General features: G+C 32.1%; 17 protein-coding genes and 3 tRNA genes. 10 read left to right on the top strand and 10 right to left on the bottom strand.

Annotated elements, in window-relative coordinates; translation table 11 throughout:
• Nucleotides 1-43: 43 nt before the first annotated feature.
• The 3 genes from trpD to NAB20_RS12215 form a co-directional block, all read right to left on the bottom strand.
• A complete protein-coding gene (gene trpD / locus NAB20_RS12225; protein ID WP_105195611.1) occupies nt 44-1,048 on the bottom strand; it encodes an anthranilate phosphoribosyltransferase in 1,005 nt (334 codons plus the stop codon).
• Nucleotides 1,049-1,127: 79 nt separating this feature from the next.
• Nucleotides 1,128-1,703: an aminodeoxychorismate/anthranilate synthase component II gene (locus NAB20_RS12220; protein WP_088393415.1), complete on the bottom strand. Its 576-nt coding sequence runs from the start codon at nt 1,701-1,703 to the stop codon at nt 1,128-1,130.
• A 54-nt stretch (nt 1,704-1,757) separates the two neighbouring features.
• Complete coding sequence (locus NAB20_RS12215) at nt 1,758-3,158, bottom strand: anthranilate synthase component I family protein (RefSeq protein ID WP_375605199.1); 1,401 nt, start codon at nt 3,156-3,158, stop codon at nt 1,758-1,760.
• Nucleotides 3,159-3,715: 557 nt separating this feature from the next.
• On the opposite strand from NAB20_RS12215, the gene lipA reads away from it, so the two are divergent.
• The 7 genes from lipA (at nt 3,716) to NAB20_RS12180 (ending at nt 15,143) form a co-directional block, all read left to right on the top strand.
• Nucleotides 3,716-4,588, top strand: a complete 873-nt coding sequence (lipA, locus tag NAB20_RS12210; RefSeq protein WP_088393419.1) for a lipoyl synthase — start codon at nt 3,716-3,718, stop codon at nt 4,586-4,588.
• 45 nt (nt 4,589-4,633) lie between these two features.
• Nucleotides 4,634-5,644 (top strand): type I glyceraldehyde-3-phosphate dehydrogenase, encoded by a 1,011-nt coding sequence (gene gap, locus NAB20_RS12205; RefSeq protein WP_164849071.1) that lies wholly within the window; start codon nt 4,634-4,636, stop codon nt 5,642-5,644.
• Between the two features lie 30 nt (nt 5,645-5,674).
• Nucleotides 5,675-7,852: an ATP-binding protein gene (locus NAB20_RS12200; RefSeq protein ID WP_105195609.1), complete on the top strand. Its 2,178-nt coding sequence runs from the start codon at nt 5,675-5,677 to the stop codon at nt 7,850-7,852.
• Nucleotides 7,853-8,584: 732 nt separating this feature from the next.
• Entirely contained in the window at nt 8,585-10,573 is a 1,989-nt protein-coding gene (locus tag NAB20_RS12195; RefSeq protein ID WP_375605198.1) for an N-6 DNA methylase, read from the top strand.
• Nucleotides 10,573-11,841 (top strand): restriction endonuclease subunit S, encoded by a 1,269-nt coding sequence (locus NAB20_RS12190; protein ID WP_375605197.1) that lies wholly within the window; start codon nt 10,573-10,575, stop codon nt 11,839-11,841. The genes NAB20_RS12195 and NAB20_RS12190 overlap by 1 nt, the downstream gene beginning before the upstream one ends.
• Before the next feature lies 1 nt (nt 11,842).
• Entirely contained in the window at nt 11,843-12,025 is a 183-nt protein-coding gene (locus tag NAB20_RS12185) for an AAA family ATPase (RefSeq protein WP_375605196.1), read from the top strand.
• A 97-nt stretch (nt 12,026-12,122) separates the two neighbouring features.
• Nucleotides 12,123-15,143 carry a type I restriction endonuclease subunit R gene (locus NAB20_RS12180; protein WP_375605195.1) on the top strand — a complete coding sequence of 1,007 codons (3,021 nt, stop codon included), beginning with the start codon at nt 12,123-12,125 and terminating at the stop codon, nt 15,141-15,143.
• A 154-nt stretch (nt 15,144-15,297) separates the two neighbouring features.
• Here NAB20_RS12180 and NAB20_RS12175 read toward each other — a convergent pair whose 3' ends face one another.
• Complete coding sequence (locus NAB20_RS12175; protein WP_375605194.1) at nt 15,298-15,648, bottom strand: hypothetical protein; 351 nt, start codon at nt 15,646-15,648, stop codon at nt 15,298-15,300.
• A gap of 2,643 nt (nt 15,649-18,291) precedes the next feature.
• Between NAB20_RS12175 and NAB20_RS12170 the strand changes: the two genes are divergently transcribed.
• Both NAB20_RS12170 and NAB20_RS12165 read left to right on the top strand, forming a co-directional pair.
• Nucleotides 18,292-19,152, top strand: a complete 861-nt coding sequence (locus tag NAB20_RS12170; RefSeq protein WP_240668932.1) for an AraC family transcriptional regulator — start codon at nt 18,292-18,294, stop codon at nt 19,150-19,152.
• Between the two features lie 100 nt (nt 19,153-19,252).
• Nucleotides 19,253-19,546 (top strand): putative quinol monooxygenase, encoded by a 294-nt coding sequence (locus tag NAB20_RS12165; RefSeq protein WP_088394342.1) that lies wholly within the window; start codon nt 19,253-19,255, stop codon nt 19,544-19,546.
• 208 nt (nt 19,547-19,754) lie between these two features.
• Here NAB20_RS12165 and NAB20_RS12160 read toward each other — a convergent pair whose 3' ends face one another.
• From NAB20_RS12160 to NAB20_RS12140, 5 genes are all read right to left on the bottom strand, one after another.
• Nucleotides 19,755-20,477: a TIGR00730 family Rossman fold protein gene (locus NAB20_RS12160; protein WP_105195500.1), complete on the bottom strand. Its 723-nt coding sequence runs from the start codon at nt 20,475-20,477 to the stop codon at nt 19,755-19,757.
• A gap of 74 nt (nt 20,478-20,551) precedes the next feature.
• A complete protein-coding gene (uvrA, locus tag NAB20_RS12155; protein ID WP_088394346.1) occupies nt 20,552-23,383 on the bottom strand; it encodes an excinuclease ABC subunit UvrA in 2,832 nt (943 codons plus the stop codon).
• A 168-nt stretch (nt 23,384-23,551) separates the two neighbouring features.
• Nucleotides 23,552-23,625, bottom strand: a tRNA-Arg gene (locus tag NAB20_RS12150).
• 23 nt (nt 23,626-23,648) lie between these two features.
• Nucleotides 23,649-23,722, bottom strand: a tRNA-Arg gene (locus NAB20_RS12145).
• Between the two features lie 21 nt (nt 23,723-23,743).
• Nucleotides 23,744-23,817, bottom strand: a tRNA-Arg gene (locus NAB20_RS12140).
• A 91-nt stretch (nt 23,818-23,908) separates the two neighbouring features.
• On the opposite strand from NAB20_RS12140, the gene NAB20_RS12135 reads away from it, so the two are divergent.
• On the top strand, nt 23,909-24,421 hold the full coding sequence (locus tag NAB20_RS12135) for an adenine phosphoribosyltransferase (protein ID WP_105195499.1): 513 nt from the start codon (nt 23,909-23,911) through the stop codon (nt 24,419-24,421).
• Here the strand turns inward: NAB20_RS12135 and NAB20_RS12130 are convergent.
• Nucleotides 24,408-24,557 (bottom strand): SsrA-binding protein, encoded by a 150-nt coding sequence (locus tag NAB20_RS12130; RefSeq protein ID WP_088394349.1) that lies wholly within the window; start codon nt 24,555-24,557, stop codon nt 24,408-24,410. The two genes, NAB20_RS12135 and NAB20_RS12130, sit on opposite strands and share 14 nt — an antisense overlap.
• Nucleotides 24,558-24,845 lie beyond the last annotated feature (288 nt).

The raw sequence follows: 24,845 nt of genomic DNA, 5'->3' as shown, positions 1-24,845 counted from the left end.
GGTTATAATTAAATTTTCAAATTCATTGTGGGTTGAGTCATAATTATGATAAATCGTTTTCACTAATAGCTTGAATTTTTTTTAATTTTTCTAATGCTTTTCCGTTTAAGAGACTTTCTTTAGCTAATTCAAATCCTTCATTAATAGAACAATTTTTAATTGTACTAATGGCAAGAGCAGCATTTGCACAGACTACATTGTTTTGAGCATCACTTCCTTTACCAGCTATAATTTTGTAAAATAAATTAGCTGATTCTTCTATGGTTGTTCCTCCTATAATGTCAAGAGGATTTAATTTGGAAATTTTAAAATCTTCTGGTTTAAGAATTTGCTCTTTTTCGCGTGAAATTATTTTTGTATCATTGGTTAGAGAAATTTCGTCATAACCATCTAATCCATGTAAAATTGTAAAATTAGTATCTGTGCTTTGATACAAATAGGCATACATGCGAGCTAATTCTAAATTAAAAACACCTACCATTTGATGTTTAGGGAAACTAGGATTGACCATTGGACCTAACATATTAAAGAACGTTTTTACACCTAATTCCTTACGTATAGGGGCTACTTGTTTCATGGCAGGATGGAATAAAGGAGCATGTAAAATAGCAATATTGGCTTCTTCTATACATTTCGTTAAAAAATCTCTTTTATTACTAAATTTTACACCTAAATATTCCATCACGTTACTTGATCCCGAAATAGAAGAAACACCGTAATTCCCATGTTTTGCTACTTTAATACCAGCACCTGCAGAGATAAAAGAAGCTAAGGTAGAAATATTAAAAGTGTCTTTGCCATCGCCACCTGTTCCGCATAAATCAATGGTTTCATAATCTGAAAAATCAATAGAAATACATAATTCTAACAACGCTTCACGGAAACCGGCAAGTTCATTAATGGTAATAGGACGCATCATAAATACAGTTAAAAATGAAGCAATTTGACTGGAATTGTAAATTCCATTCGAAATATTGATTAAAACAGAATAAGCTTCTGTTGCTGATAAGGTTTCGTGTTGAAATAATTTGTTAAGGATTGTTTTCATATTTTTTTAAAATTGGATAGGATCTTTTTTGTTTTTTATGAATAAAGGATAGAACAACACAAAATAGGTTTCCTATTTGTTATTCTTTCCAATTAACCCAATTTTCTAATATTTTTTTACCTAATGGTGTTAATACACTTTCAGGATGGTATTGTACACCACGAATATCATACTTTTTATGTTTTAAAGACATTATTTGTCCGTTTTGATCTATCGAAGTAACCTCTAAAACTGTTGGAAAATTGTCATTAGATACGACCCATGAATGATAACGTCCTACTTCAAATTCCTGAGGTAAATCTCTAAAAAGAACTTCGTCTATTGAGTCCGTTAATTTTACTTTTGTAGCAACACCATGATATACTTTTTCTAAGTTTATTAATGTTCCGCCAAAAACTTCTCCTATAGCTTGTTGTCCTAGACAAATTCCTAGAATACTTTTAGTAGCAGCATATTTTTCAATTACTTTTTTTAATAAGCCGGCTTCATCAGGTATACCAGGTCCAGGAGATAGAAGAATCTTCTGAAATTTTTCTAATTCTTCTAATTCAAATTCATCGTTACGATATACTATAACTTCACAGTTTAAATCTTCTAGGTAATGCACGAGGTTATAGGTAAAACTATCGTAATTATCTATGACTACTATTTTCATATTATTTTAATTTTAAGAACAATTACTATTTTTAATGTAATGGTAGATTTTTATTTATATTGTTTCAGCGAGTTCTAATGCTTTATTTAATGCTCCTAATTTATTAAACACTTCATTTTTTTCATTTTCTTCTATAGAATCATTTACAATTCCAGCTCCAGCTTGAAAATGAAGTTCATGATTTTGACTAATGAATGTACGGATCATAATGGCGTGATTAAAATTGCCTTCAAAATCCATAAAACCTATTGCACCACCGTAAAATGAACGATTGATATTTTCAATTTCGTTAATTAATTGTAAGGCTTTGTGTTTAGGAGCACCTGAAAGCGTGCCTGCAGGAAAAGTATCTGCTACAACTTGCATGGTGTTTGCTGATTCGTGTAATTGACTTGTTACTTTTGATACTAAATGGATAACATGTGAAAAGTATTGTACTTCTCTATATTTTTCAACTTGTACATTGTTTCCATTACGACTTAAATCATTACGAGCTAGATCTACAAGCATTACATGTTCACTGTTTTCTTTTGGATCTTCAGAAAGTTCCTTAGCCAGAATAGCATCTTTTTCGTCATCACCTGTACGTTTGAAGGTTCCAGCAATAGGATGAATTTCAGCTTTACGGTCTTGAATAATGATTTGAGCCTCTGGAGAGGATCCCATAATTTTAAAATTTCCATAGTCAAAATAAAATAAATAAGGGGAGGGGTTAATGCTTCGTAAGGCTCGATAAACATTAAATTCATCACCCTTAAATTTTTGAGAGAAACGACGTGATAATACCAGTTGAAATACATCACCACGGGCACAATGCTTTTTTGCTAGGGTTACATTTTGTTTGAAAAAATCATCAGTTAGATTAGAAGTAATTTCTCCTTCACGAGTAAAATTATATGAAGCAAAAGTTTTAGATTGAATGTATTGCGTTATCTCATCTAAATTATTTGTACCGTTGATATTGTGGCAAAATAAATAGGCCTCATTTTTAAAATGATTGATAGCAATAATATTTTGATATACGCTATAATGTAAATCGGGTAAGTTTAAATTGGTTTCTTTAGGGGTGATTTCTGTTTTTTCAAAGTAACGAACGGCATCGTAAGTGGTAAAGCCAAAAAGACCGTTGGAGATAAATTTGAAATTGTTTTTTTCTATTTTAAAGCTATCTTTAAAATTTTGAATAGCTATAATTACATCCTTTTTATCATTAATAGATCGTGTAACTGAATTTCCGTCAGGAAAAGAAGTAATGATTTTTTCATTCTTTACCGTTATGCTAGCAATGGGATTACAACAAATATATGAGAAACTATTATCGTTAGCATGATAATCATTACTTTCTAATAAAATGCTATGCGGAAATTTATCTCTAAGCTTTAAGTAAATACTAACAGGTGTAATAGTATCGGCAAGTACTTGTTTAAATGATGTTTTTAATGAATAGATTTTCATAATTCTATTGTGCTTTTTAAAATTCAGTTAATAAAAAAAGGCTTGTCGTGATTTGACAAGCCTTTTTTGTATATGTTTCCTTAAACTTTTACATAGCTGGTGCTGCTCACGATATTCGACGTAAGTTATTCCACCACCAAGTATTGTTTAGTATATGTTTCATTTTTGATTTATCTGCTTTAAATTATACCACAAATTTATACAATTATTTTTTAAATATCCAAGTTTTTATTTGATTGTTTTTAAAAAATTCTCTATTAAATATGTTTTCTTGTATATGACAAATACTAATTTTTTTAAAACAAAAGAATTCTAATATTTAAATACTCATACAATAAAGAAAGAGACTAATAGTCAGTTGCTCAATAAAAAATAGAGTTTTAAGTCTTTGATAATAATTTTGAAAAGATGTATTCAGAAAAGAATGCTCGATTTAATGAGCCTTATTATAGAATGATAAATCTTAATAAAAATCTATTTTTTTAGCTTATTTTAACACAAAAATCAAATCTTATTATTTATAACAATGATTATCTTTGTACCGAAATAAATAAAGAATGGATACAATAAATACTTCCAATATACTCCCATCAGGAAAACCTAAATGGCTTAAAGTAAAACTTCCTATTGGTCAAAAATATACCGAACTCAGAGGTTTAGTAGATAAGTATAAACTGAATACTATTTGTACTTCAGGAAGTTGCCCTAACATGGGTGAATGTTGGGGAGAAGGGACGGCTACTTTTATGATTTTAGGAAATGTTTGTACAAGATCATGTGGTTTTTGTGGAGTAAAGACAGGACGCCCAGAAGATATTGAATGGGATGAACCAGAAAAGGTAGCGCGTTCTATAAAAATCATGAAAATTAAGCATGCAGTTATTACAAGTGTTGATCGAGATGATATAAAAGACATGGGGTCTATTATTTGGGCCGAAACAATTAAAGCAATCCGTAGGATGAACCCCGAAACCACTTTAGAAACTTTAATTCCCGATTTTCAAGGAGTGGAACGTAATATTGATAGGATTATTGAGGCAAATCCAGAAGTTGTGTCTCATAATATGGAAACAGTTCGTCGTTTAACCCGAGAAGTTCGGATACAAGCTAAATACGATAGAAGTTTAGCCGTTTTAAAATATTTAAAAGATCAAGGGATTAGACGAACAAAGTCAGGAATTATGCTTGGTTTAGGAGAAACAGAAGATGAAGTTTATGAAACGATTCGAGATATTCGTAATCAAAATGTGGATATCATTACTATTGGTCAATATTTACAACCAAGTAAAAAACATTTGCCAGTAAAACAATATATTACTCCTGAAGAATTTGCGAATTATGAAAAATATGCGAAAGAATTAGGTTTTCGTCATGTAGAAAGTGGAGCTTTAGTTCGTTCTAGCTACCATGCAGAAAAACATATACTTTAAAATAGGATACAATAAAATTAGTTTACTAATCTTACAATTTGGAATTTGGAATCTGAAAAAAAAATAAAAATTGCAATCAATGGTTTTGGTCGTATTGGTAGAAATCTATTTAGATTATTACTCAATCACCCTCAAATAGATGTTGTAGCTATTAATGATATCGCAGACAATAGAACCATGTCTCATTTATTAAAATATGATAGCATACACGGTGTTTTACCCTTTGATGTATCTTATAGTGAGAAATCAATCTTTGTAGAAGCAAAAGAATTTATTTTTTTTCATGAGAAAGAAATAAAAAAAATAAATTGGAAAGATCTAAAAATAGACTTTGTTATTGAATGTACAGGTAAATTTAAAAGCTACGAAGCTCTATATGAGCATATTGAAGCAGGAGCTAAAAAGGTAATATTATCAGCACCAGCTGAAGTAGAAACAATTAAAACAGTAGTTTTAGGTGTAAATGAACATATTTTAGATGGAAGTGAAATTATTGTTTCTAATGCAAGTTGTACTACCAATAATGCCGCTCCCATGATAAAAGTAATACAAGAATTATGCGGTATAGAACAAGCTTATATTACCACTGTACACTCATTTACAACAGATCAAAGTTTACATGATCAACCACATAAAGATTTACGCAGGGCTAGAGGAGCTTCACAATCTATAGTACCCACAACAACAGGAGCTGCAAAAGCCCTAACTAAAATATTTCCAGATTTAGAAGGAAAAATAGGAGGGTGTGGCATTAGAGTTCCTGTTCCTGATGGATCCCTTACTGATATTACTTTTAATGTTAAAAAAGAAGTAAGCATAGAAGAAATTAATAAAGCATTTCTTAATTCTTCTAAAAATGAATTGAAAAATATTTTAGCCTATACAGAAGATCCTATTGTATCCGTTGATATTTTAGGTAATCCTCATTCCTGTTTATTTGATGCCCAATTAACATCTGTTATAGATAAAATGGTAAAAGTAGTAGGCTGGTATGACAACGAAATAGGTTATTCATCAAGAATTATTAATTTAATTGAATATATTATCAAAAAATAATTATATTTAGAGAGTTTTTTTCAACTCCCTATGAACAAAATATTTAGATATATATTCCTTTTTATTAATTCGCAAATTTTAGGATTTTATAGTGGTGCAGATAATACTTCTGTAGACAGTTCTTATTATTATTCTGAAAAAGCAATACGATTTAAAGAGTTTAAGATTTATGATAGAGCTTTAGAAAATGCCAATAAATCTATTGTGTTTGCTAAAAAAAGAGCAAACAGCGCATCACTTGCAAATGGATATTATACTTTAGGAATCATTTATTTAGATTTCGAAAAATACGATGATGCAATAGAAAAATTTATTCGGGCAATTTCTGTTTATAATACTTTAGAACCGTCTACCAAATTAGCCTCTTCTTATTTTAAAATAGGTATTTGTCATTTACATAAAGCAAATAATATAAAAGCAGAAGCTTATTTTAGCAAAGCAAATTCTGTTTACGATAATATTGATTTACCAGAAGCTAAAGTTGTTTTACTTTTAGAAAAAGCTAAAATTTATATCAAACAAAATAATTTAAGATTAGCAGAAGCTAATTTGATAAAATTATTAAATAGTCCTCATTCTAAAGAAATCAGAAGAAATAAATCAGAAATATTTTTTCAATTAGGACTTATTAAAAGTCAAGAAAGAAGATATGTAGATGCTTTAGAATATTTAAAAACATCCTATTTATTAAGTAGAAAAGAAAAAAATGCTTGTTTAGAATTACGATCTACAGAAGAATTAAGTAAAATTTATGAATTAAATGCTTTAACTAATAATTCTTTACTATTTTTAAAAAAACATCTTCGTATAAAAGATTCTTTAGAACGAGTAGGAGAGCTTAAAAATCAGCATTTGATCAACGAGCAGGTAAAAGTTGATGATCTTATGAAATCCATAGAAAAAATGGACAAAGACAAACGAAGTCAAGAAAAAGCAACTCAATTTTCTAAGCTGATAAATATTTTAGCAATAGCCTTAATCACAATTCTTTCTTTATTAAGCCTTTCCCTTTATAAAAACAATATAATTCGTAATAAATCTAATGAATTATTAAGAGAAAAAAATAATGAGCTAAAAATAGCAAAAGAAAGAATAGAAAAGGCATCCAAAGCTAGAACAGAATTCTTGTCTACAGTAAGTCATGAATTAAGAACCCCATTAAATGCTATAAATGGTATATCCCATTTATTATTAGAAGAAAACCCCAAAAAAAGCCAAATAGAATATTTAAAATCTTTAAAATTTTCTGGAAATTATCTTTTAACTTATATAAATGAAATCCTAGAAATCAATAGAATTGAATCAAATAATATAGAAATAGAATTAATTAATTTTAATTTTAGAGAACTAATTAATAATATACATAAATCCTTAAAAGAATTAGCAGACCAAAATAATAACTTATTTAAGCTAGAAATAGATGAAAAAATTCCTCAAAATTTAATAGGGGATACAACTAAAATATCACAAATTTTTATCAATCTAATAAACAATGCCTTGAAATTTACAAAAAATGGAGAGGTCGTATTTATTGCCAACTTACTTTCTGAAAGTGAAAATTTATGTGATATTCATTTCGAAATTAAGGATACAGGTATCGGAATACCAGAAAATAAACAAGAAGAAATTTTTGAAAGTTTTTCACAAGGTTCTGTAGAAATAAATAGAAAATATGGAGGAACAGGATTAGGACTTACCATTGTAAAAAGATTAGTAGCTCTAATGAAAGGAGATATAAAAGTAATGAGTACCGTAGATAAAGGTTCTCGATTTTATTTTGACCTAACATTAGAAAAAGGAACCAAAGAAATAGAAACATCAGATCAAACATTAAATAATAAAGTATTTATTGGCAAAAAAGTTTTACTTGTAGAAGACAATAAAATCAATCAAATGATTACAAAGAAAATCCTAGAAAAGAAAAAGATGCTAGTTACACTATGTGAAACTGGTGAGGATTCTATTGAAATGATGCGTAAAAATCAATATGATATTACTTTAATGGATGTTCATTTACCAGGTATAAATGGAACAATTGCTACAGAAAAAATTAGAAAATTTGATGAAGAAACCCCTATTATTGCACTAACAGCTATTTCTTTAAATGAAAATAGAGAAATGCTATTATCTTATGGAATGACGGATGTTATTACGAAACCATTTAATCCTGATGATTTTTATAAAATAATAGAAACGAATCTGCTTTAATTTATTCCTTCTATTAGTAAATTGAAACGAAATCTTTAGCCCTTTTACGCCTTAATTCCCAATGCGTATTATACTTTATGCGCGAGATAAAAAGACCAAAAAAGGAACAAAAAATTGTCTTGCAGATGGAAACAACAGTCAAAATGCAACCCATTTTTTGTCCCTTCGACCCAAGAGAGAAGTCCCATAAGTAATAGTCTGTATGGTCTCTCCTCTATAAATGATAAGATATCGGCTTTAATTCCCAATGCGTATTATACTTTATGCGCGAGATAAAAAGACCAAAAAAGGAACAAAAAATTGTCTTGCAGATGGAAACAATAGTCAAAATGCAACCCATTTTTTGTCCCTTCGACCCAAGAGAGAAGTCCCATAAGTAATAGTCTGTATGGTCTCTCCTCTATAAATGATAAGATATCGGCTTTAATTCCCAATGCGTATTATACTTTATGCGCGAGATAAAAAGACCAAAAAAGGAACAAAAAATTGTCTTGCAGATGGAAAAAACAATCAAAATGCAACCCATTTTTTGTCCCTTCGACCCAAGGGAGAAGTCCCATAATATGAATCAAGTATAATTGAAAGTTTTTTTATATTTTACAATAGCTTTTTACTAGCTATGTTTTGTAAATTTGGGACTTTAAAAAGCTAAAATATTTTATTTCAAAAAAAAGCAAAGATATGTTTTTGAAATAATAATGATTTTTCCAAAAACATATTACATTTAAAACAATGACCACACACCAACAACATATAAAATTCATTTGGGATATAGCCGATTTATTACGTGGACCTTACAGACCACCACAGTACGAACGTGTGATGTTACCTATGACCGTATTACGTCGTTTTGATTCGGTGTTAGAAAGCACTAAAGAGGAAGTAATAAACGAATACAACAGCCTAAAAACCAAATATAACAACGATATTCCGGTTTCTATTTTAACCTCTAAACTAGAAAAAATTACAGGGCAAAAATTTTACAATACCTCACCCTTTACGTTCGAAAAGTTAAAAGGCGCACAAGATAATATCGCACAAGACTTAGTAAGCTACATTAACGGGTTTTCACCCAACGTAAGGCAGATATTTGAGTTTTTCGATTTTGAAAAAGAAATATTTGCGATGAACGATGCTAATATTTTGTACTTAATCATATCCGAATTTGCTAAAGTCAATTTGCATCCTACTATGGTTTCTAACCGCGATATGGGTTTGATTTTTGAAAACTTAATTCGACGATTCAATGAGTTAGCAAATGAAACTGCGGGGGACCACTTTACACCTCGTGAAATCATCAAGCTGATGGTGAATATTTTATTCATTGATGATGATAACTTCCTACAAGGCAAATCGGTGATTCGCGAAATTATGGACCCTACTTGCGGTACTGGCGGTATGCTATCTGAAGCTAAAAATCACGTAAAAGAGCTCAATGAAGATGCTATATTAGTCGCTTACGGACAAGACTATAACAAAAGAGCATTTGCCACAGCGGCAGCCGATTTATTGATTAAAAACGATTCCAATTCAAAATTTGAAGACACCATAAAATATGGTGATACATTAATAGAAGATCAGTTTCCTGATAAAAACTTTGATTACCTAATTGCCAATCCGCCTTTTGGGGTAGATTGGAAAAAACAAAAAGATCAAATAGGCCGTGACAAAACTGGGCGATTTACAGCAGGTTTACCCCGCGTAAATGATGGTGCTTTATTATTCTTGCAACACATGATTAGCAAGTTTGAACCGTATGCCCCTCAAGATAAAAAATATGGTTCGCGTTTAGCAATCGTGTTTAGTGGTTCGCCTATGTTTTCTGGTGGAGCAGGCTCTGGTGAAAGCGATATACGCAAATGGATTATTGAAAACGATTGGCTAGAAAGTATCATTGCCTTACCCGAACAAATGTTTTATAACACAGGCATTACCACCTATATATGGGTATTGACCAATAGAAAAAAAGACGACCGAAAAGGTAAAATCCAGTTGTTTGATGCCCGCGATTTTTATATTCCTATGCGTAAAAGTCAAGGAAGCAAACGCCGTAAAATAGGAGAAGGTGATGTAAATGATGGTATCATACAGGTAATGGAACCCGATCATATTGCTATGATTACCCAAGAATACGGTTTACATACTAATACCGAGCATTCTAAAATTTTTGACAACGACGATTTTGGTTTTACGAGAGTAACCATAGAGCGTCCTTTGCGTTTAAAATACCAAATGAGTTTAGAAGCTAAAACGGCTTTCTTAGATGCTTGCCCTCATTTGTTAGATGATGTACAAGCTATCGATAAAAAACTAGGGCGTGCACCTTTACTCGATTGGAATAAAACACTAAAAGAAATCAAAAAAATCAACCAACTAAAATGGTCTGCTAGAGAACTCAGTTTATTTAGAAGTGTATTTACGACCAAAGATCCTGAAGCCGAAAAAGTACTTAAAGGCAAAAACGAGTACGAAGCCGATGTCGATTTACGTGATTTTGAAAACATCCCTTTAAAAATAAACATACAAGACTATTTTAAAAATGAAGTACTACCTTTTGTGCCGGATGCTTGGATGGATCGTACTAAAGATAAAGTAGGCTACGAAATCAATTTTAATCGTTATTTCTTTACAATGAGTGAAAATCGTTCGTTAGATGTGATTAATAAAGAATTGAGTGAGGTTGAAAAAGAAATTTTAGAATTATTAAATCAAGTTATTTAATGTCAAATAATAGTAGACAATATTTCCGAGAAGATTCTTTTTTTGATGTACCCAAAGAGGGGGATATTATCGCACTTAAATTTATTTGTAATGATTTTTCTAAATATGGTGCAAATCTTTCAGCTGAAAATTATTCAACCGATGGAAGTAGGTTTATAAGAACTTCAGATATTGACGAAGATGGTAAACTTTCTGTTGATGGGGTTTATATTGATGAAGATCTTGCTTTAGAATACAAACTAAAAAAAGGGGATTTTTTATTATCAAGAAGTGGAACATTAGGACGTGGATATTTATATAATGAACTTGATGGTAACTGTAGTTATGCTGGATATTTAATTAAATACTCCTTAAATGAACTAATTGTTAATCCTAAATTTATTTTTTACTGTACAAAAACGAGTCAATTTAATGGATGGTTAAATTATTCAGTAATCGAAGCTACAATAGGTAATATCAATGGAGAGAAATACGCCAATTTACCATTACCAATACCAACACTCGAACAACAAAACAAAATTGTAAACTATTTAGACCGCGAAATTGCCAAAATAGATGCCTTAATTGAAAAGAAAACAAAATTAATCGCGCTACTTGAAGAAAAGAAAAAAGCCGTTATCAATCAAGCGGTAACCAAAGGCTTAGATACTACTGTAGCTATGAAGGATTCGGGCATAGAATGGCTGGGGGAAATTCCTGAACATTGGGAAGTAGTGAAGTTGAAGTACCTTGTGAATAAAATTGACGAACTTAATTACGCTGATGTAGAACATAAAATCGCTGTTGAAAATATCATAGGTTTTAGTGGTAAATTAACCAATTTAGAAAGTTTCAACTATGAAGGTATTACAACTAAATTTAAAAAGAATGATATAATTTTTAACAAACTGAGACCATATTTAGGAAAAGTATATTTAGCAAAAGAAGAAGGTGGCGTTTATGGAGAATTACTTGTATTAAGACCAAATGAAAAACTAGTTTCTAAATTCTTGTTTTATGTGATGATTAGCACAAACTTTATTGATTTGGTAAATTCTTCAACAACAGGAGCTAAAATGCCCAGAGCAAGTTGGGAAGATTTTATTAAACATATAGATATACCATTAATTTCCATAGATGAACAACAAAATATCACTGACTTTTTAGAAATAATGTTAACTAAAAATGAGGAACTTTCTAATAGGTTGTTAAGTTCTATTGAATTATTAAAAGAAAAACGAACTACCATTATATCTGCTGCAATTAATGGCAAAATAAACTTAGATTAATATGCGAATTCGAGAGTTAAGTATAAAAAATTTCAGGGCATTAGAAGATGACCATTATTTTAAATTCAATTCTAACATTACTTTAATTGCAGGTGTTAACGGAAAAGGGAAAACAGCCATTTTAGACGCTTTGGTTTTGGCTTTATCGCGTTTGAAGGAATTCCTGCTGTACGACAAGAATTAATTAATACTTTTATAGGTACAGAAACAAACTGTTTTGATGTAAATACAAATCCCATTACACCAAGACCAAACAATCATTTAAATCATTCAGGTAAAGTATGAGAAATACCCAAACTAAAGAAATAGCCTTTGAAAAAAGTATAGAAACCGTATTGCTTGCTACAGGTTACAAAACGATAGCGAGCAGCAGTTACGACAAAGACAAAGCTTTTTTTCCTGAAACGACACTCGCTTTTATACAAGATACCCAGCCTACAACCTGGGAAAAGTTGCAAACTATTTTAGGCGACAATACTGGGAATCAAATTTTATATGATTTAACCAAATGGATTGAGCTTCACGGTATTTTGGCCACTTTACGCCACGGTTTTAAATGTTATGGCAAACAATTGCACTTGGCATATTATAAACCTTCGCATTCTATGAATGAAGAAGTTTTAGAACGCTATCATAAAAATAGATTCGGGATTACACGACAGCTCTATTATAGTAATCGTAATCAAAATTCAATCGATGTTGTTTTAAGTGTAAACGGTATTCCGTTGGTAACCTTAGAACTTAAAAATCAACTATCCCATCAAAACATAACCCACGCTAAAAAACAATATTGTCACGATCGGGATCCGCGTGAACTGCTCTTTGAGTTTAAAAAAAGAACACTCGTTCATTTTGCTGTAGATACAGATCAGGTCGAAATGACCACGCGTTTAGCTAAAGAGGCCACTTATTTTCTTCCGTTTAACAAAGGCAACGAAGGCGGTGCGGGCAATCCTGTAGATCTAGAAGGCTTGAGTTATAAAACAGCCTATCTCTGGAAAGAAGTCTTGCAAAAAGATAGCCTAATGGATATTTTAGGAAAGTTCATTCATTTGCAAGTAGAGGAAAGAATCACAGACGAAGGAAGAAAATTAAAAAAAGAAACCATGATTTTCCCTCGTTATCATCAGTTACAAGCCGTTCGCAGTATGATTGCAACTTCCTTGAGTGATAATGTTGGGACTAATTATTTAATAGAACATTCCGCAGGAAGTGGCAAAAGTAATACCATAGCCTGGGTAGCGCATCGTTTATCTTCTTTACATAAAGCAGATAATACCCGTTTGTTCGATTCGGTAATAGTCATTACAGATCGTGTGGTTTTAGACAGACAATTACAAGATACTATTTACCAGTTTGAACATAAAAAAGGCGTTGTTTTAAAAATAGATAAAGACTCCAAACAATTAGCCGAAGCTCTAGAAAATGGTATTCCTATTATTATAACCACCTTACAAAAGTTTCCGTTTGTAACCGATCAATTACGAAAACTAGCCGAAGAACGTGGAGAAGAAACAACAGGCTTATTAAAAACAAAAAATTACGCCATTTTAGTTGACGAAGCCCACAGCTCACAATCAGGAGAAACCGCCGCCGATTTAAAAGAGGTACTGGGTGGCGAAGCCTTAGCACAAGAAGCGCAAGAAAAAGCACAAGAGGAAGAAGCCCAAGGTTTAGAAGCTCTTTACCGTAATATGGCAAAACGCGGACAACAAAAAAACATCAGTTTCTTTGCTTTTACGGCTACGCCCAAACATAAAACCATAAAATTATTTGCTACCAATGGCGAACCGCTTCACAAATACACCATGCGTCAAGCCATTGAAGAAGGCTTTATCTTAGATGTTTTAGAAAATTATACGTCTTATGCTACTTTTTACAAATTGATTAAAGCTTCTGAAGATGATCCTAAAGTAGAACGCAAGAAGGCAGCTAGAGCCTTAGGTCGTTTTATGCGTTTGCATCCACACAATATTGCACAAAAAACAGAGGTAATGGTGGAGCACTTTTACCAATCGACTCGCCATAAAATAGGAGGCAAAGCAAAAGCAATGGTCGTAACTGGTTCTCGATTAGAAGCGGTTCGATACAAGCAAAGTTTTGACGAAGTAATTAAAGCCAAAGGCTATAATATAAAATCATTAGTAGCTTTTTCGGGAGAAGTCAAAGACGATAAATTACCCGATACCCTTTATACAGAAGTGGAAATGAATAAGGGCATCAAAGAAAAAGAGTTACCCGAACATTTTGCCACTCCAGAATACAGTATCTTATTAGTAGCCGATAAATACCAAACAGGGTTTGATCAACCGCTTTTGCATACCATGTATGTAGATAAACGTTTGTCGGGTATTCAAGCAGTACAAACTTTATCGCGTTTAAATCGTACCCATCCGCTTAAAGAAGACACCTTTGTACTTGATTTTGTAAATGACCGCGAGGAAATTCAAGCCGCTTTTAAAACCTATTATGAAGGTGCTGTACTAGGTCAGGAAGCAGACCCTAATAATTTATACCGCATTCAACAAGAATTATTAGTAGAAGATATATTTACATATAATGATATAAACCATTTTACAGAAATCTATTTTAAACCTAAGGAAAAACAAAGCAATAAGGATCACGAGGATATGAATCATATCTTAGATATTCCGGTTGAAAATTTCAGACACTTTTTACAAGAGCAAGAAGAAGAAGCAGAATTATGGAGAGGTAAAATAACAGCCTATAAAAACTTGTATGCTTTTTTAAGTCAAATTATTCCTTATCAAGATTCAGATTTAGAAAAACTTTTTATTTTCTTAAGACATTTATCAAACAAATTACCCAAACGAAATACAGGGGCAGCCTATAATTTTGATGATACAGTTCGTTTAGAATATTATCGTTTACAAAAAATTAGTGAAGGCTCTATAAGTTTAAAAACCCCTAAGCAATACCAACTTGATGGCCCAACGGATGTTGCGACAGGAATGGTACGAGAAGAATATACTCCTATATCTAGAATTGTAGATGTAGTAAATGAACGTTACGGGACTGATTTTACCCAAGCCGATCAATATTTCTTTGATCAAATTGTAGAATCGGCTATTCAAAATGAGGATATTATTCAAGCAGCACAATCCAATCCACAAGATAAATTTACTTTGATGTTTAAAAATGTTTTGCAACAATTATTTGTTGAACGCATCGATCAAAATGAAGATATTTTTGCCAGGTATATGGAGGAAAAAGATTTTAATAAGACCATAACGGAACTTTTAGCCAAAGAAGCTTTTAAGAAAATAAATCGTGAAAAATAGACTTTCGAAATAATTATGAATCCTTTCAACTGAATATTAATCAATTATGACTATTAAAAGAAAAACCATTTAAACCAGAGGTTTAAATGGTATTAAATCCTTGATGTTCTATATTATTATATTTTATTCCCCATAAGCATAAAAGTTCCATAGATTAGTTTTTTGGTTCAACGAAGACCCTTTTTGGTTCAACGAAGACCCTTTTTGGTTCAATGAAGACCCTTTTGGGTTCAATGAAGACCCTTTTTGGTTCAACGAAGAACCTTTTGGGTTCAAAGAAGAACCTTTTTGGTTCAATGAAGACCCTTTTTGGTTCAACGAAGTACCTTTTTGGTTCAACGAAGACCCTTTTTGGTTCAAAGAAGCACCTTTTGGGTTCAAAGAAGCACCTTTTTGGTTCAAAGAAGACCCTTTTTGGTTCAAAGAAGCACCTTTTTGGTTCAAAGAAGCACCTTTTTGGTTCTATTTTTAGTCTCTTGTTTGTCGCTAGGTAAGGAGGTGTCACACAATCAATATCAAAAAAAGAATCATAATGAGAAACATTTCATAAAATAATACCATTTAGACTTAAAATATACTGGATTAAAAAAGGAAGTTCTCTATACGTTTTTTTCATTTTAAAAACAACTCGAACAGCGGGTTGTCTATAATTGAAATCACCGCTAGTTTGAGCGCGAAGCCAATGTCGTTAAGTTAAGGAAATTTAATTCAAAAATCACTTTGTTATATTGATGATTTTAAAAAGATTATGTAATTTCTCCTTACGCCGAAATGACAAGATTATGAAAATTTTCTTGAATAAATCACCGTTCTGTTTGTCACTCCGACGCAAGGAGGAGTCGCATAATCTAATTCAATTTTTGAGCCTGCTGTGTTGTTTACTTTATGTGATTTCTACTTACGCCGAAATGACAAGATTATGAAAATTTTCTTGAATAAATCACCCTTCTGTTTGTCACTCCGACGCAAGGAGGAGTCGCATAATCTAATTCAATTTTTGAGCCTGCTGTGTTGTTTATTTTATGTGATTTCTCCTTACGTCGAAATGACAAGATTATGAAAATTTTCTTGAATAAATCACCCTTCTGTTTGTCACTCCGACGCAAGGAGGAGTCGCTTAATCTAATTCAATTTTTGAGCCTGCTGTGTTGTTTACTTTATGTGATTTCTCCTTGCGTCGGGATGAAACGAGAGGCTTAACTTAATGACATTGAGCGCGAAGCGCATCGAGAACGAACACTCATTTTTGTTGTTTTTGTAGAGGTACTATTTTTAAACCCAGATTACGCATTAGACCCGAGCGTAGCGAATAGACGAAGTAATATCATTTAAGGTTCAAATTTACTGTAATAATATCGTGTAATATCTCTTGATTCGTATATTCTGTAGTGAGTTTTGGTTTAGGTAATTTCAAAACTAAAATGGTATAATTAGAACCTCAGAGGGTATAATTATAATCAAAAAGGGATTAATTAGAATCTAAAATGGATTAATTAGAATCTCAGAAGGTATAATTATAATCTAAAAGGGATTAATTAGAACCTCAGAAGGTATAATTATAATCTAAAAGGGATTAATTAGAACCTCAGAAGGTATAATTATAATCTCAGAAGGTATAATTAGAACCTAAAAGGGATTAATTATAATCTAAAAGGGATTAATTAGAACCTCAGAAGGTATAATTAGAACCTAAAAGGGATTAATTATAATCTAAAAGGGATTAATTAGAACCTCAGAAGGTATAATTAGAATCTAAAAGAATCTAAAAGAATCTAAAACAGTCTAATAATCTGTTTAAAATGAGTGGTTATATGAAAAAAGCTCAGACATTCAATCTGAGCCTTTATTTTTTGACTTACACATTTTATGGGATAGTTTCTTTTTTTAATTTTTTATCTGTCTAGCTAAATTCGTTTCACTTTGTTGAATATTTGATTTCAGCTTCTCTTAGATATTTCATTACTGACAAACGAACGCGAAAGGATTCGCGCACGAGCGGTGATTTCTCCTTATGTCGAAATGACAAGATTATGAAAATTTTCTTGAATAAATCACCGTTCTGTTTGTCACTCCGACGCAAGGAGGAGTCGCATAATCTAATTCAATTTTTGAGCGTGCTGTGTTGTTTACTTTATGTGATTTCTCCTTATGTCGAAATGACAAGATTATGAAAATTTTCTTGAATAAATCACCGTTCTGTTTGTCACTCCGACGCAAGGAGGAGTCGCATAATCTAATTCAATTTTTGAGCCTGCTGTGTTGTTTACTTTATGTGATTTCTCCTTATGTCGAAATGACAAGATTATGAAAATTTTCTTGAATAAATCACCGTTCTGTTTATCACTCCGACGCAAGGAGGAGTCGCTTAATCTAATTCAATTTTTGAGCCTGCTGTGTTGTTTCCTTTATGTGATTTCTCCTTACGTCGAAATGACAAGATTATGAAAATTTTCTTGAATAAATCACCTTTCTGTTTGTCACTCCGACGCAAGGAGGAGTCGCTTAATCTAATTCAATTTTTGAGCCTGCTGTGTTGTTTACTTTATGTGATTTCTCCTTGCGTCGGGATGAAACGAGAGGCTTAACTTAATGACATTGAGCGCGAAGCGCATCGAGAACCAACACTCATTTTTGTTGCTTTTGTAGAGGTGCTATTTTTAAAAAGAAAAAATCCTTATCCATAATTTTTGGAAGTTTACGCTCCGAGCGTGGATATTGAATGTACTTGAATTTCATCGGTTGTTTTATAACTTTTTGATAAAACAACTTCAAAGCAGATAACGCGTGACACATTGTGTTTTTGGTTTTAAATTGGAGCAACCAATTTTTGATTGATTGCTCGTTAATTTTGAAGGCTCTGTAAATTGTCCGTTGTGGTTTCTTAAAAGCAACTCAACTTGGCAGCTGTAGTTCTTAATAGTATTTTCGGAATAGTTTTTCAACTTCAACTCATTCCGATACAATTGAGTGTACTTAGGAATATTCATGATGTAAAGTGTTTGTTTTATTAGGGATTTATAAAATGGAATACATATAGTAGTTGTGTGCAAGGCTAAACGACCTCTTCAACCAAACTTGAGCAAACAATTTTTGAAATAGAAAATTCATATTTTTGCCATGCCAAAATGTTTTTTAAGACAACACTATTATGGATGTTACAAATTTTCCAGGAGATTTATTTGAAAATAACTACACGGACACTTCAGATCTGCAAATTGCTAACTACGAGGTGTATAAACATGTTTCCAAAAATAAAATTAAACTAAACAAAAATGTATTCAGTTTTTTATTGGACGGACAAAAGGACATTCACTTTTCGAATGACATCGTTTCGATAGATGATACACAATCCTTACTCCTTGCATCGGGGAATTTTTTAACAACAGAACTTGTAGGGACAAATAGTTATAGTTGCCTTCTCTTTTTCTTTTCTCAAAAAAACATTAATGATTTTTTACTGAAATATGGACATTTATTCAACCCAAGGGACTTTAATAAAACACCTACCAGTAGTCCCTATTTCCTTATACAAAAAGACAATTTTATTATCCATTTTATTAATTCTATTCAACAAATTTATGGCTTGAATCAAACAATCTCTCAAAAGATTCTGGAATTGAAATTTAAAGAAATTATGTTGTATCTGGTTGATAAATATGGGCAAAGTTTTTTTGTTTATCTACATTCATTGTTAATCAATGAAAGAGAATTATCTTTTAAAATGGTCATTGAAGAAAATCTGTACACGAGTTTGAATATTGAAGAGATCGCTTTTCTATGTAATATGAGTCTGTCTACTTTTAAGCGAAAATTTATACAATTATATCAAGAGTCTCCAGGAAAATGGTTTCAACTAAAACGGCTAAACAAAGCCAAAAAATTATTGCTTAATAATGAAGCGACACCATCAGAAATCTATATGGACTTTGGCTATGACAGCTTATCAAATTTTAGCACAGCCTTTAAAAATGAATTTGGTTACAGTCCAAACAACATGAAGAAAACTTGACCTTTTTTCATAAGTTTTTGAGCTAAATAAAAAAACATCACAAGCTTAAATGAGCTAGATTTGTTAAAACAAAATTAGTTTAATTTAAAAATAATAAGACATGAAAAAGTTAGGATTATTAGTTCGACTGGAAGCAAAAGCAGGAAATGAAAAAAATGTTGAAGAGTTTATTACAAGTGCGTTACCACTTGCTAATGAAGAAGCCGGTACTATTACGTGGTATGCGTTCCGCATTGACTCTTCTACATTTGGAATTTTTGACACTTTTTCAGATGAAGAAGGCAGACAAGCACATCTTGGTGGTAAGATTGCAAAGGCGCTAATGGAAAATGCACCTGAATTATTAGCTTCTCCACCATCTATTGAGCAATTGGACGTTTTAGCGGCTAAATAAACATACCACAATTATTCTAAAATGGTAGCCTGTCAAAGTTCTGTAAATGAATTTGGACAGGCTTCCTTTGCTTACAAAACAGCTTGATAAAAAAACAAATTTTGATAATAGAACTTCTTCTAAGGAAGGGAAGGAGGTGGGCAATTATTAGTTTGTTTTCGGGCAGCCTTGTTATTTGTAATATTACTTAAGAGTGAATATTTTTCGTTTAAAAATTAGGAGATAGATCGTATTTTTTATAGAAGCTATCTAAAGCTTCTACTACCTCATCTTCTGAGTCAACAACTTTTATTAAGTTCATGTCTTCAGGATTTGCATTTTTTTGTTTGTCTATCATGGTATTTTTAATCCAATCAAGTAATCCACTCCAAAATTCTGTTCCAACAAGGATAATGGGAAAACGACCGATCTTTTTGGTTTGAATTAAGGTAATAGCTTCAAAAAGTTCGTCTAAAGTGCCAAAGCCACCAGGCATTACAACAAAACCTTGAGAGTATTTTACAAACATTACTTTGCGAACAAAGAAATAATCAAAATTTAAATTTTTATCCTTGTCTATATAAGGGTTGTAATGTTGTTCAAAAGGGAGTTCAATGTTTAAGCCAACTGATATCCCTTCTCCACGATGTGCTCCTTTGTTACCTGCTTCCATAATACCTGGGCCACCACCCGTGATAACGCCATATCCAGCCTTGGTAATTTTATAAGCAATTCGTTCAGCTAATTGATAATATTTGTCTTCAGGTTTTGTTCTTGCTGAACCAAAAATAGATACACAAGGCCCTATACGTGCCATTGTTTCGTAACCATTTACGAATTCAGACATGATTTTAAAAATAGCCCAAGAATCATTTGAGCGTATTTCGTTCCAAGTTTTTTGTTTTAGTTTGTCTTGGATTCTTTCGTCTTCATTTGAAAATATTTCTTTCATCGTCTTGTTATTGTGAGTCTTTTTTGATTTTAGACTCAATTATTATTGTTACAATTTTTAAAAAAATCAGCCGACTAAGATAATTCTTTTTTTAAGAATTGAGCAGTATAACTTTTTTTATTTTTAATTATTTCTTCGGGTGTTCCCTTTGCTATGATTTCGCCTCCTCCTTTTCCGCCCTCATATCCTACATCTATAATGTAGTCAGCCAGTTTTATAACATCCAGGTTGTGCTCTATAATTAATACACTATTTCCTTTGTCAACTAGTTTTTGAATTACATTCATTAATACTCGGATATCTTCAAAATGTAAGCCAGTAGTAGGTTCATCCATTATATAAAAAGTATTTCCAGTATCTTTTTTGGAAAGTTCGGTAGCTAGTTTAATTCGTTGTGCTTCACCACCAGAAAGGGTTGTACTTTGTTGTCCTAGTGTAATATAGCCTAGTCCTACATCTTGAATTGTTTTGATTTTTCGATATATTTTGGGTATGTTTTCAAAAAAAACAACGGCTTCATCTACAGTCATGTCTAGTACATCTGAAATAGATTTACTTTTATATCGAATTTCTAAAGTTTCTCTGTTAAAACGTTTTCCTTGGCAAGTTTCACATTCTACATATACATCAGGAAGAAAACTCATTTCAATAGTACGCACACCGCTTCCTTCGCAAGTTTCACAGCGTCCACCCGCTACATTAAAGCTAAAACGACCAGGTTTGTATCCTCTTATTTGTGCTTCAGGGGTTTGGGTGTATAAAGATCGGATTTCTGAAAAAACATCAGTATAAGTGGCTGGGTTAGATCTGGGAGTTCGGCCTATTGGACTCTGATCAATGTCTATTACTTTATCTATATGTTCTAACCCTTCTATTTTTTTATAAGGTTGTGGTTTTTTTACCGCATTGAAAAAATGTTGGTTTAGAATAGGGTAGAGGGTTTCGTTAATTAAGGTTGATTTACCTGATCCAGATACACCTGTTACGCAGATTAATTGGCCTAATGGAAATTCTACGGAAATATTTTTTAGATTGTTGCCTGTTGCGCCTGTGAGCTTGATTTTTTTTCCATTTCCTTCACGACGTTTTTCAGGAATTTCTATTTTCATTTTACCGCTCATAAATTGAGCCGTAATGGTGTCTTGTTTTAGTAAGTTTTGTGGTGTTCCTTGGCTGATGATTTGTCCACCGTAACGTCCGGCTTTAGGGCCTATATCTATTACATGATCTGCTCTTTCAATCATGTCTTTGTCGTGTTCTACGACTAAAACAGAGTTGCCTATATCACGTAGTTGTTCTAAGGAATGGATTAGTTTTTCATTATCTCTTTGGTGTAAGCCGATACTTGGTTCGTCTAAAATATATAGTACCCCTACTAATTGTGATCCAATTTGTGTGGCTAATCTAATACGTTGCGCTTCGCCTCCTGAGAGAGATTTGGAGCTTCTGCTTAAAGAAAGGTAATTTAAACCTACATCAACTAAAAATTGTAAACGTGTTTTGATTTCTTTTACTATTTCAGAAGCGATTGTTTTTTGTTTTTCTGTTAAATGGTTTTCTAATTGGTTAAACCATTGACTTAAATCGGTTATATCTGTGTTTGATAAATCTTGTATATTTTTATCGTTAATTTTAAAATAGAGTGCTTCTTTTTTTAAGCGAGATCCATTGCATTCTGGGCAGTTTACTTCATCCATAAAATCTTTAGCCCAACGTTTTATAGAGGTAGATTCTGTTTCGTTGTGTTGGTTTTTGATGAAATTAGCAATTCCTTCAAATTCTATTTTATATTCTTTTGTTACACCTGCTGTTTTTGAAGTGATAGTAAATTTTTCATTTCCACCATTCAAAATCATATTCATGGCATCAGAAGAAATTTTTTCTATGGGATCGCTCAGTTTGAAGCCAAATTTTTCACCTATAGTTTCTAGTTGTTTGAAAATCCAAGTGGATTTATATTCGCCTATTGCTGTAATTCCTCCGTTTTTGATTGAATTTTTTGGATCGGGAATGATTTTTTTTAAATTAATTTCATTTACCAATCCTAATCCATTACAATGGTCACAGGCTCCTTTGGGTGAGTTGAAAGAAAATAAATTGGGTTCTGGATTTTGATAAGAAATTCCAGTAGAAGGGCACATTAAGTTTCGGCTAAAGTATCTGATTGCTCCTGAATCTTGATCTAAAATAAGGAGTACATTTTCTCCATGATACATAGCTGTTTTTATACTTTCTGTTAATCGCTTTTCACTATCTGAGGAATGATCTACAACCAATCGATCAATAACAATTTCTATATCGTGAGTTTTGTAGCGATCTAATTTCATTCCTGTTACAATGTCTTGAACCTGTCCGTTTACGCGTACTTTTAAGAAGCCTTGTTTGGCTATTTGTTGAAATAATTCAGCATAATGGCCTTTACGAGCTCGAATGACTGGTGCTAAGATATTTATTCGCTTTTGGTTGAAATTGTTAAGAATCAAATCTTTGATTTGTTCATCAGAATAAGAAACCATTTTTTCACCAGTATTATAACTGTAAGCGTCGCCTGCACGAGCAAAAAGTAAACGGAGAAAATCGTAGATTTCAGTAATTGTTCCTACAGTAGAACGGGGGCTTTTGCTGGTTGTTTTTTGTTCAATAGCAATAACAGGTGAAAGTCCGTCTATTTTGTCTACATCAGGGCGTTCTAATCCTCCTAAAAATTGACGAGCATAGGCTGAAAATGTTTCGATATAACGACGCTGACCCTCTGCATAAATAGTGTCAAATGCTAGTGATGATTTTCCAGAACCAGATAAGCCTGTTATGACAACTAGTTTTTCTCGTGGAATGCTGATGTCTATATTTTTTAGATTGTGCGCGCGAGCACCTATAATTTCAATATTTTCCTCTGTATGTTGCATAAAATTAAGCAAAATACAAATGTAGTTTTTTTGGATTAAATGAGGGGGTTAATCACTTTTTAAAATTTGTTAAAGATTTTAGAGATAAATGAGTTTTTTATTTGATTTTCTAAAATTATAGAAACAGTGAAGTATATGTATAAAGAAGCCCACTTAAAGTGGGCTTTGTGACCTCGACAGGATTCAAACCTGTAACCTTCTGAGCCGTAATCAGATGCGCTATTCAGTTGCGCCACGAGGCCAATAATAAGTATTTGTTTTTTTGTGACCTCGACAGGATTCAAACCTGTAACCTTCTGAGCCGTAATCAGATGCGCTATTCAGTTGCGCCACGAGGCCAATATAAGTATTTGTTTTTTGTGACCTCGACAGGATTCAAACCTGTAACCTTCTGAGCCGTAATCAGATGCGCTATTCAGTTGCGCCACGAGGCCGTTAAATCAATCAGATCATTTATTAAACTTCCTGATTGCGGGTGCAAATGTAGAAAATTTTATTTATCTTGCAAAATAAAATTTGTAAAAAATGAGTTTAGATCAGTATTTTCGTGATATTCAGGACTTTCCGAAAGAAGGTATTTTGTTTAAAGATATTACGCCGCTCTTATTAAATCCCTCAGCAAGACATGAAGTTCTTGAAAAACTTTTATTAGAATTAAAAAATATTCAAATTGATAAAGTAGTGGGAGTAGAGTCTAGAGGGTTTTTCTTTGGAATGATGTTAGCTCAGGAGTTAAATGTAGGTTTTGTTCCTGTAAGGAAAAAAAATAAATTACCCTATAAAACCGTTTCTGCTCGTTATGAGTTAGAATACGGGCAAGATGTTTTAGAAATGCACATTGATGCTATTGAAAAGGGAGATAAAGTTTTAATACATGACGACGTGTTAGCAACAGGAGGTACTGCTAAAGCGGTTTGTGAATTGGTAGAAAAATTAGGAGGGGAGGTTATTCAGTGTAATTTTCTTATGGAATTGACTTTTTTAGATGGACGTAAGAAATTAGCAGGTAAACCAATATTCTCCGCTATTGCTTATTAGTAAGAGCTCTTGTTGTTATGTAGTAACGATAAGCTAATATAGCTAACTGCCATTTTTTAGCCTTAGCAGGATCTAGTTGTTGTTTGCTAAAACTAGGTAAAATGATTTTATTGATTTTTGCTAAAATTTTATACATACTTTTTTTTACAAAAGTAATAAAAAATCATATAGCATACCCAAAGAGTATTCTTTTGTATAGGGGCTCTTTTGGATTTTATATTCTTTGATTAGAAAAATAAAGATATATGAAAAAGTAACAATTGTTCATTTGTAGCAAGTATGCTTAAATAAAATATCGTTAGTCTTGCCAAGTTAAAGGTTGGGGTAGGGTATTTAAACCTTTTGTTCGAACAAGTGAAGCTAAGTCGTATTGTTAACATTGTGTGACTTAGCTTTGCCCGTTCATTTCATTTGAGTTTCCTTT

It is taken from the genome of Flavobacterium davisii, assembly GCF_042182265.1.
Lineage (GTDB): Bacteria > Bacteroidota > Bacteroidia > Flavobacteriales > Flavobacteriaceae > Flavobacterium > Flavobacterium davisii.
Note: the sequence above shows the minus strand (reverse complement) of the source record. Positions and strands in the feature narration are given on the sequence as shown.

Bases quoted from the DNA above. Each gene is read 5' to 3' on its own strand.
- trpD (WP_105195611.1), bottom strand. From the start codon at position 1,048: ATGAAAACAATCCTTAACAAATTATTTCAACACGAAACCTTATCAGCA.
- NAB20_RS12220 (WP_088393415.1), bottom strand. From the start codon at position 1,703: ATGAAAATAGTAGTCATAGATAATTACGATAGTTTTACCTATAACCTC.
- NAB20_RS12215 (WP_375605199.1), bottom strand. From the start codon at position 3,158: ATGAAAATCTATTCATTAAAAACATCATTTAAACAAGTACTTGCCGAT.
- lipA (WP_088393419.1), top strand. From the start codon at position 3,716: ATGGATACAATAAATACTTCCAATATACTCCCATCAGGAAAACCTAAA.
- NAB20_RS12200 (WP_105195609.1), top strand. From the start codon at position 5,675: ATGAACAAAATATTTAGATATATATTCCTTTTTATTAATTCGCAAATT.
- NAB20_RS12195 (WP_375605198.1), top strand. From the start codon at position 8,585: ATGACCACACACCAACAACATATAAAATTCATTTGGGATATAGCCGAT.
- NAB20_RS12190 (WP_375605197.1), top strand. From the start codon at position 10,573: ATGTCAAATAATAGTAGACAATATTTCCGAGAAGATTCTTTTTTTGAT.
- NAB20_RS12185 (WP_375605196.1), top strand. From the start codon at position 11,843: ATGCGAATTCGAGAGTTAAGTATAAAAAATTTCAGGGCATTAGAAGAT.
- NAB20_RS12180 (WP_375605195.1), top strand. From the start codon at position 12,123: ATGAGAAATACCCAAACTAAAGAAATAGCCTTTGAAAAAAGTATAGAA.
- NAB20_RS12170 (WP_240668932.1), top strand. From the start codon at position 18,292: ATGGATGTTACAAATTTTCCAGGAGATTTATTTGAAAATAACTACACG.
- NAB20_RS12165 (WP_088394342.1), top strand. From the start codon at position 19,253: ATGAAAAAGTTAGGATTATTAGTTCGACTGGAAGCAAAAGCAGGAAAT.
- NAB20_RS12160 (WP_105195500.1), bottom strand. From the start codon at position 20,477: ATGAAAGAAATATTTTCAAATGAAGACGAAAGAATCCAAGACAAACTA.
- uvrA (WP_088394346.1), bottom strand. From the start codon at position 23,383: ATGCAACATACAGAGGAAAATATTGAAATTATAGGTGCTCGCGCGCAC.
- NAB20_RS12135 (WP_105195499.1), top strand. From the start codon at position 23,909: ATGAGTTTAGATCAGTATTTTCGTGATATTCAGGACTTTCCGAAAGAA.
- NAB20_RS12130 (WP_088394349.1), bottom strand. From the start codon at position 24,557: ATGTATAAAATTTTAGCAAAAATCAATAAAATCATTTTACCTAGTTTT.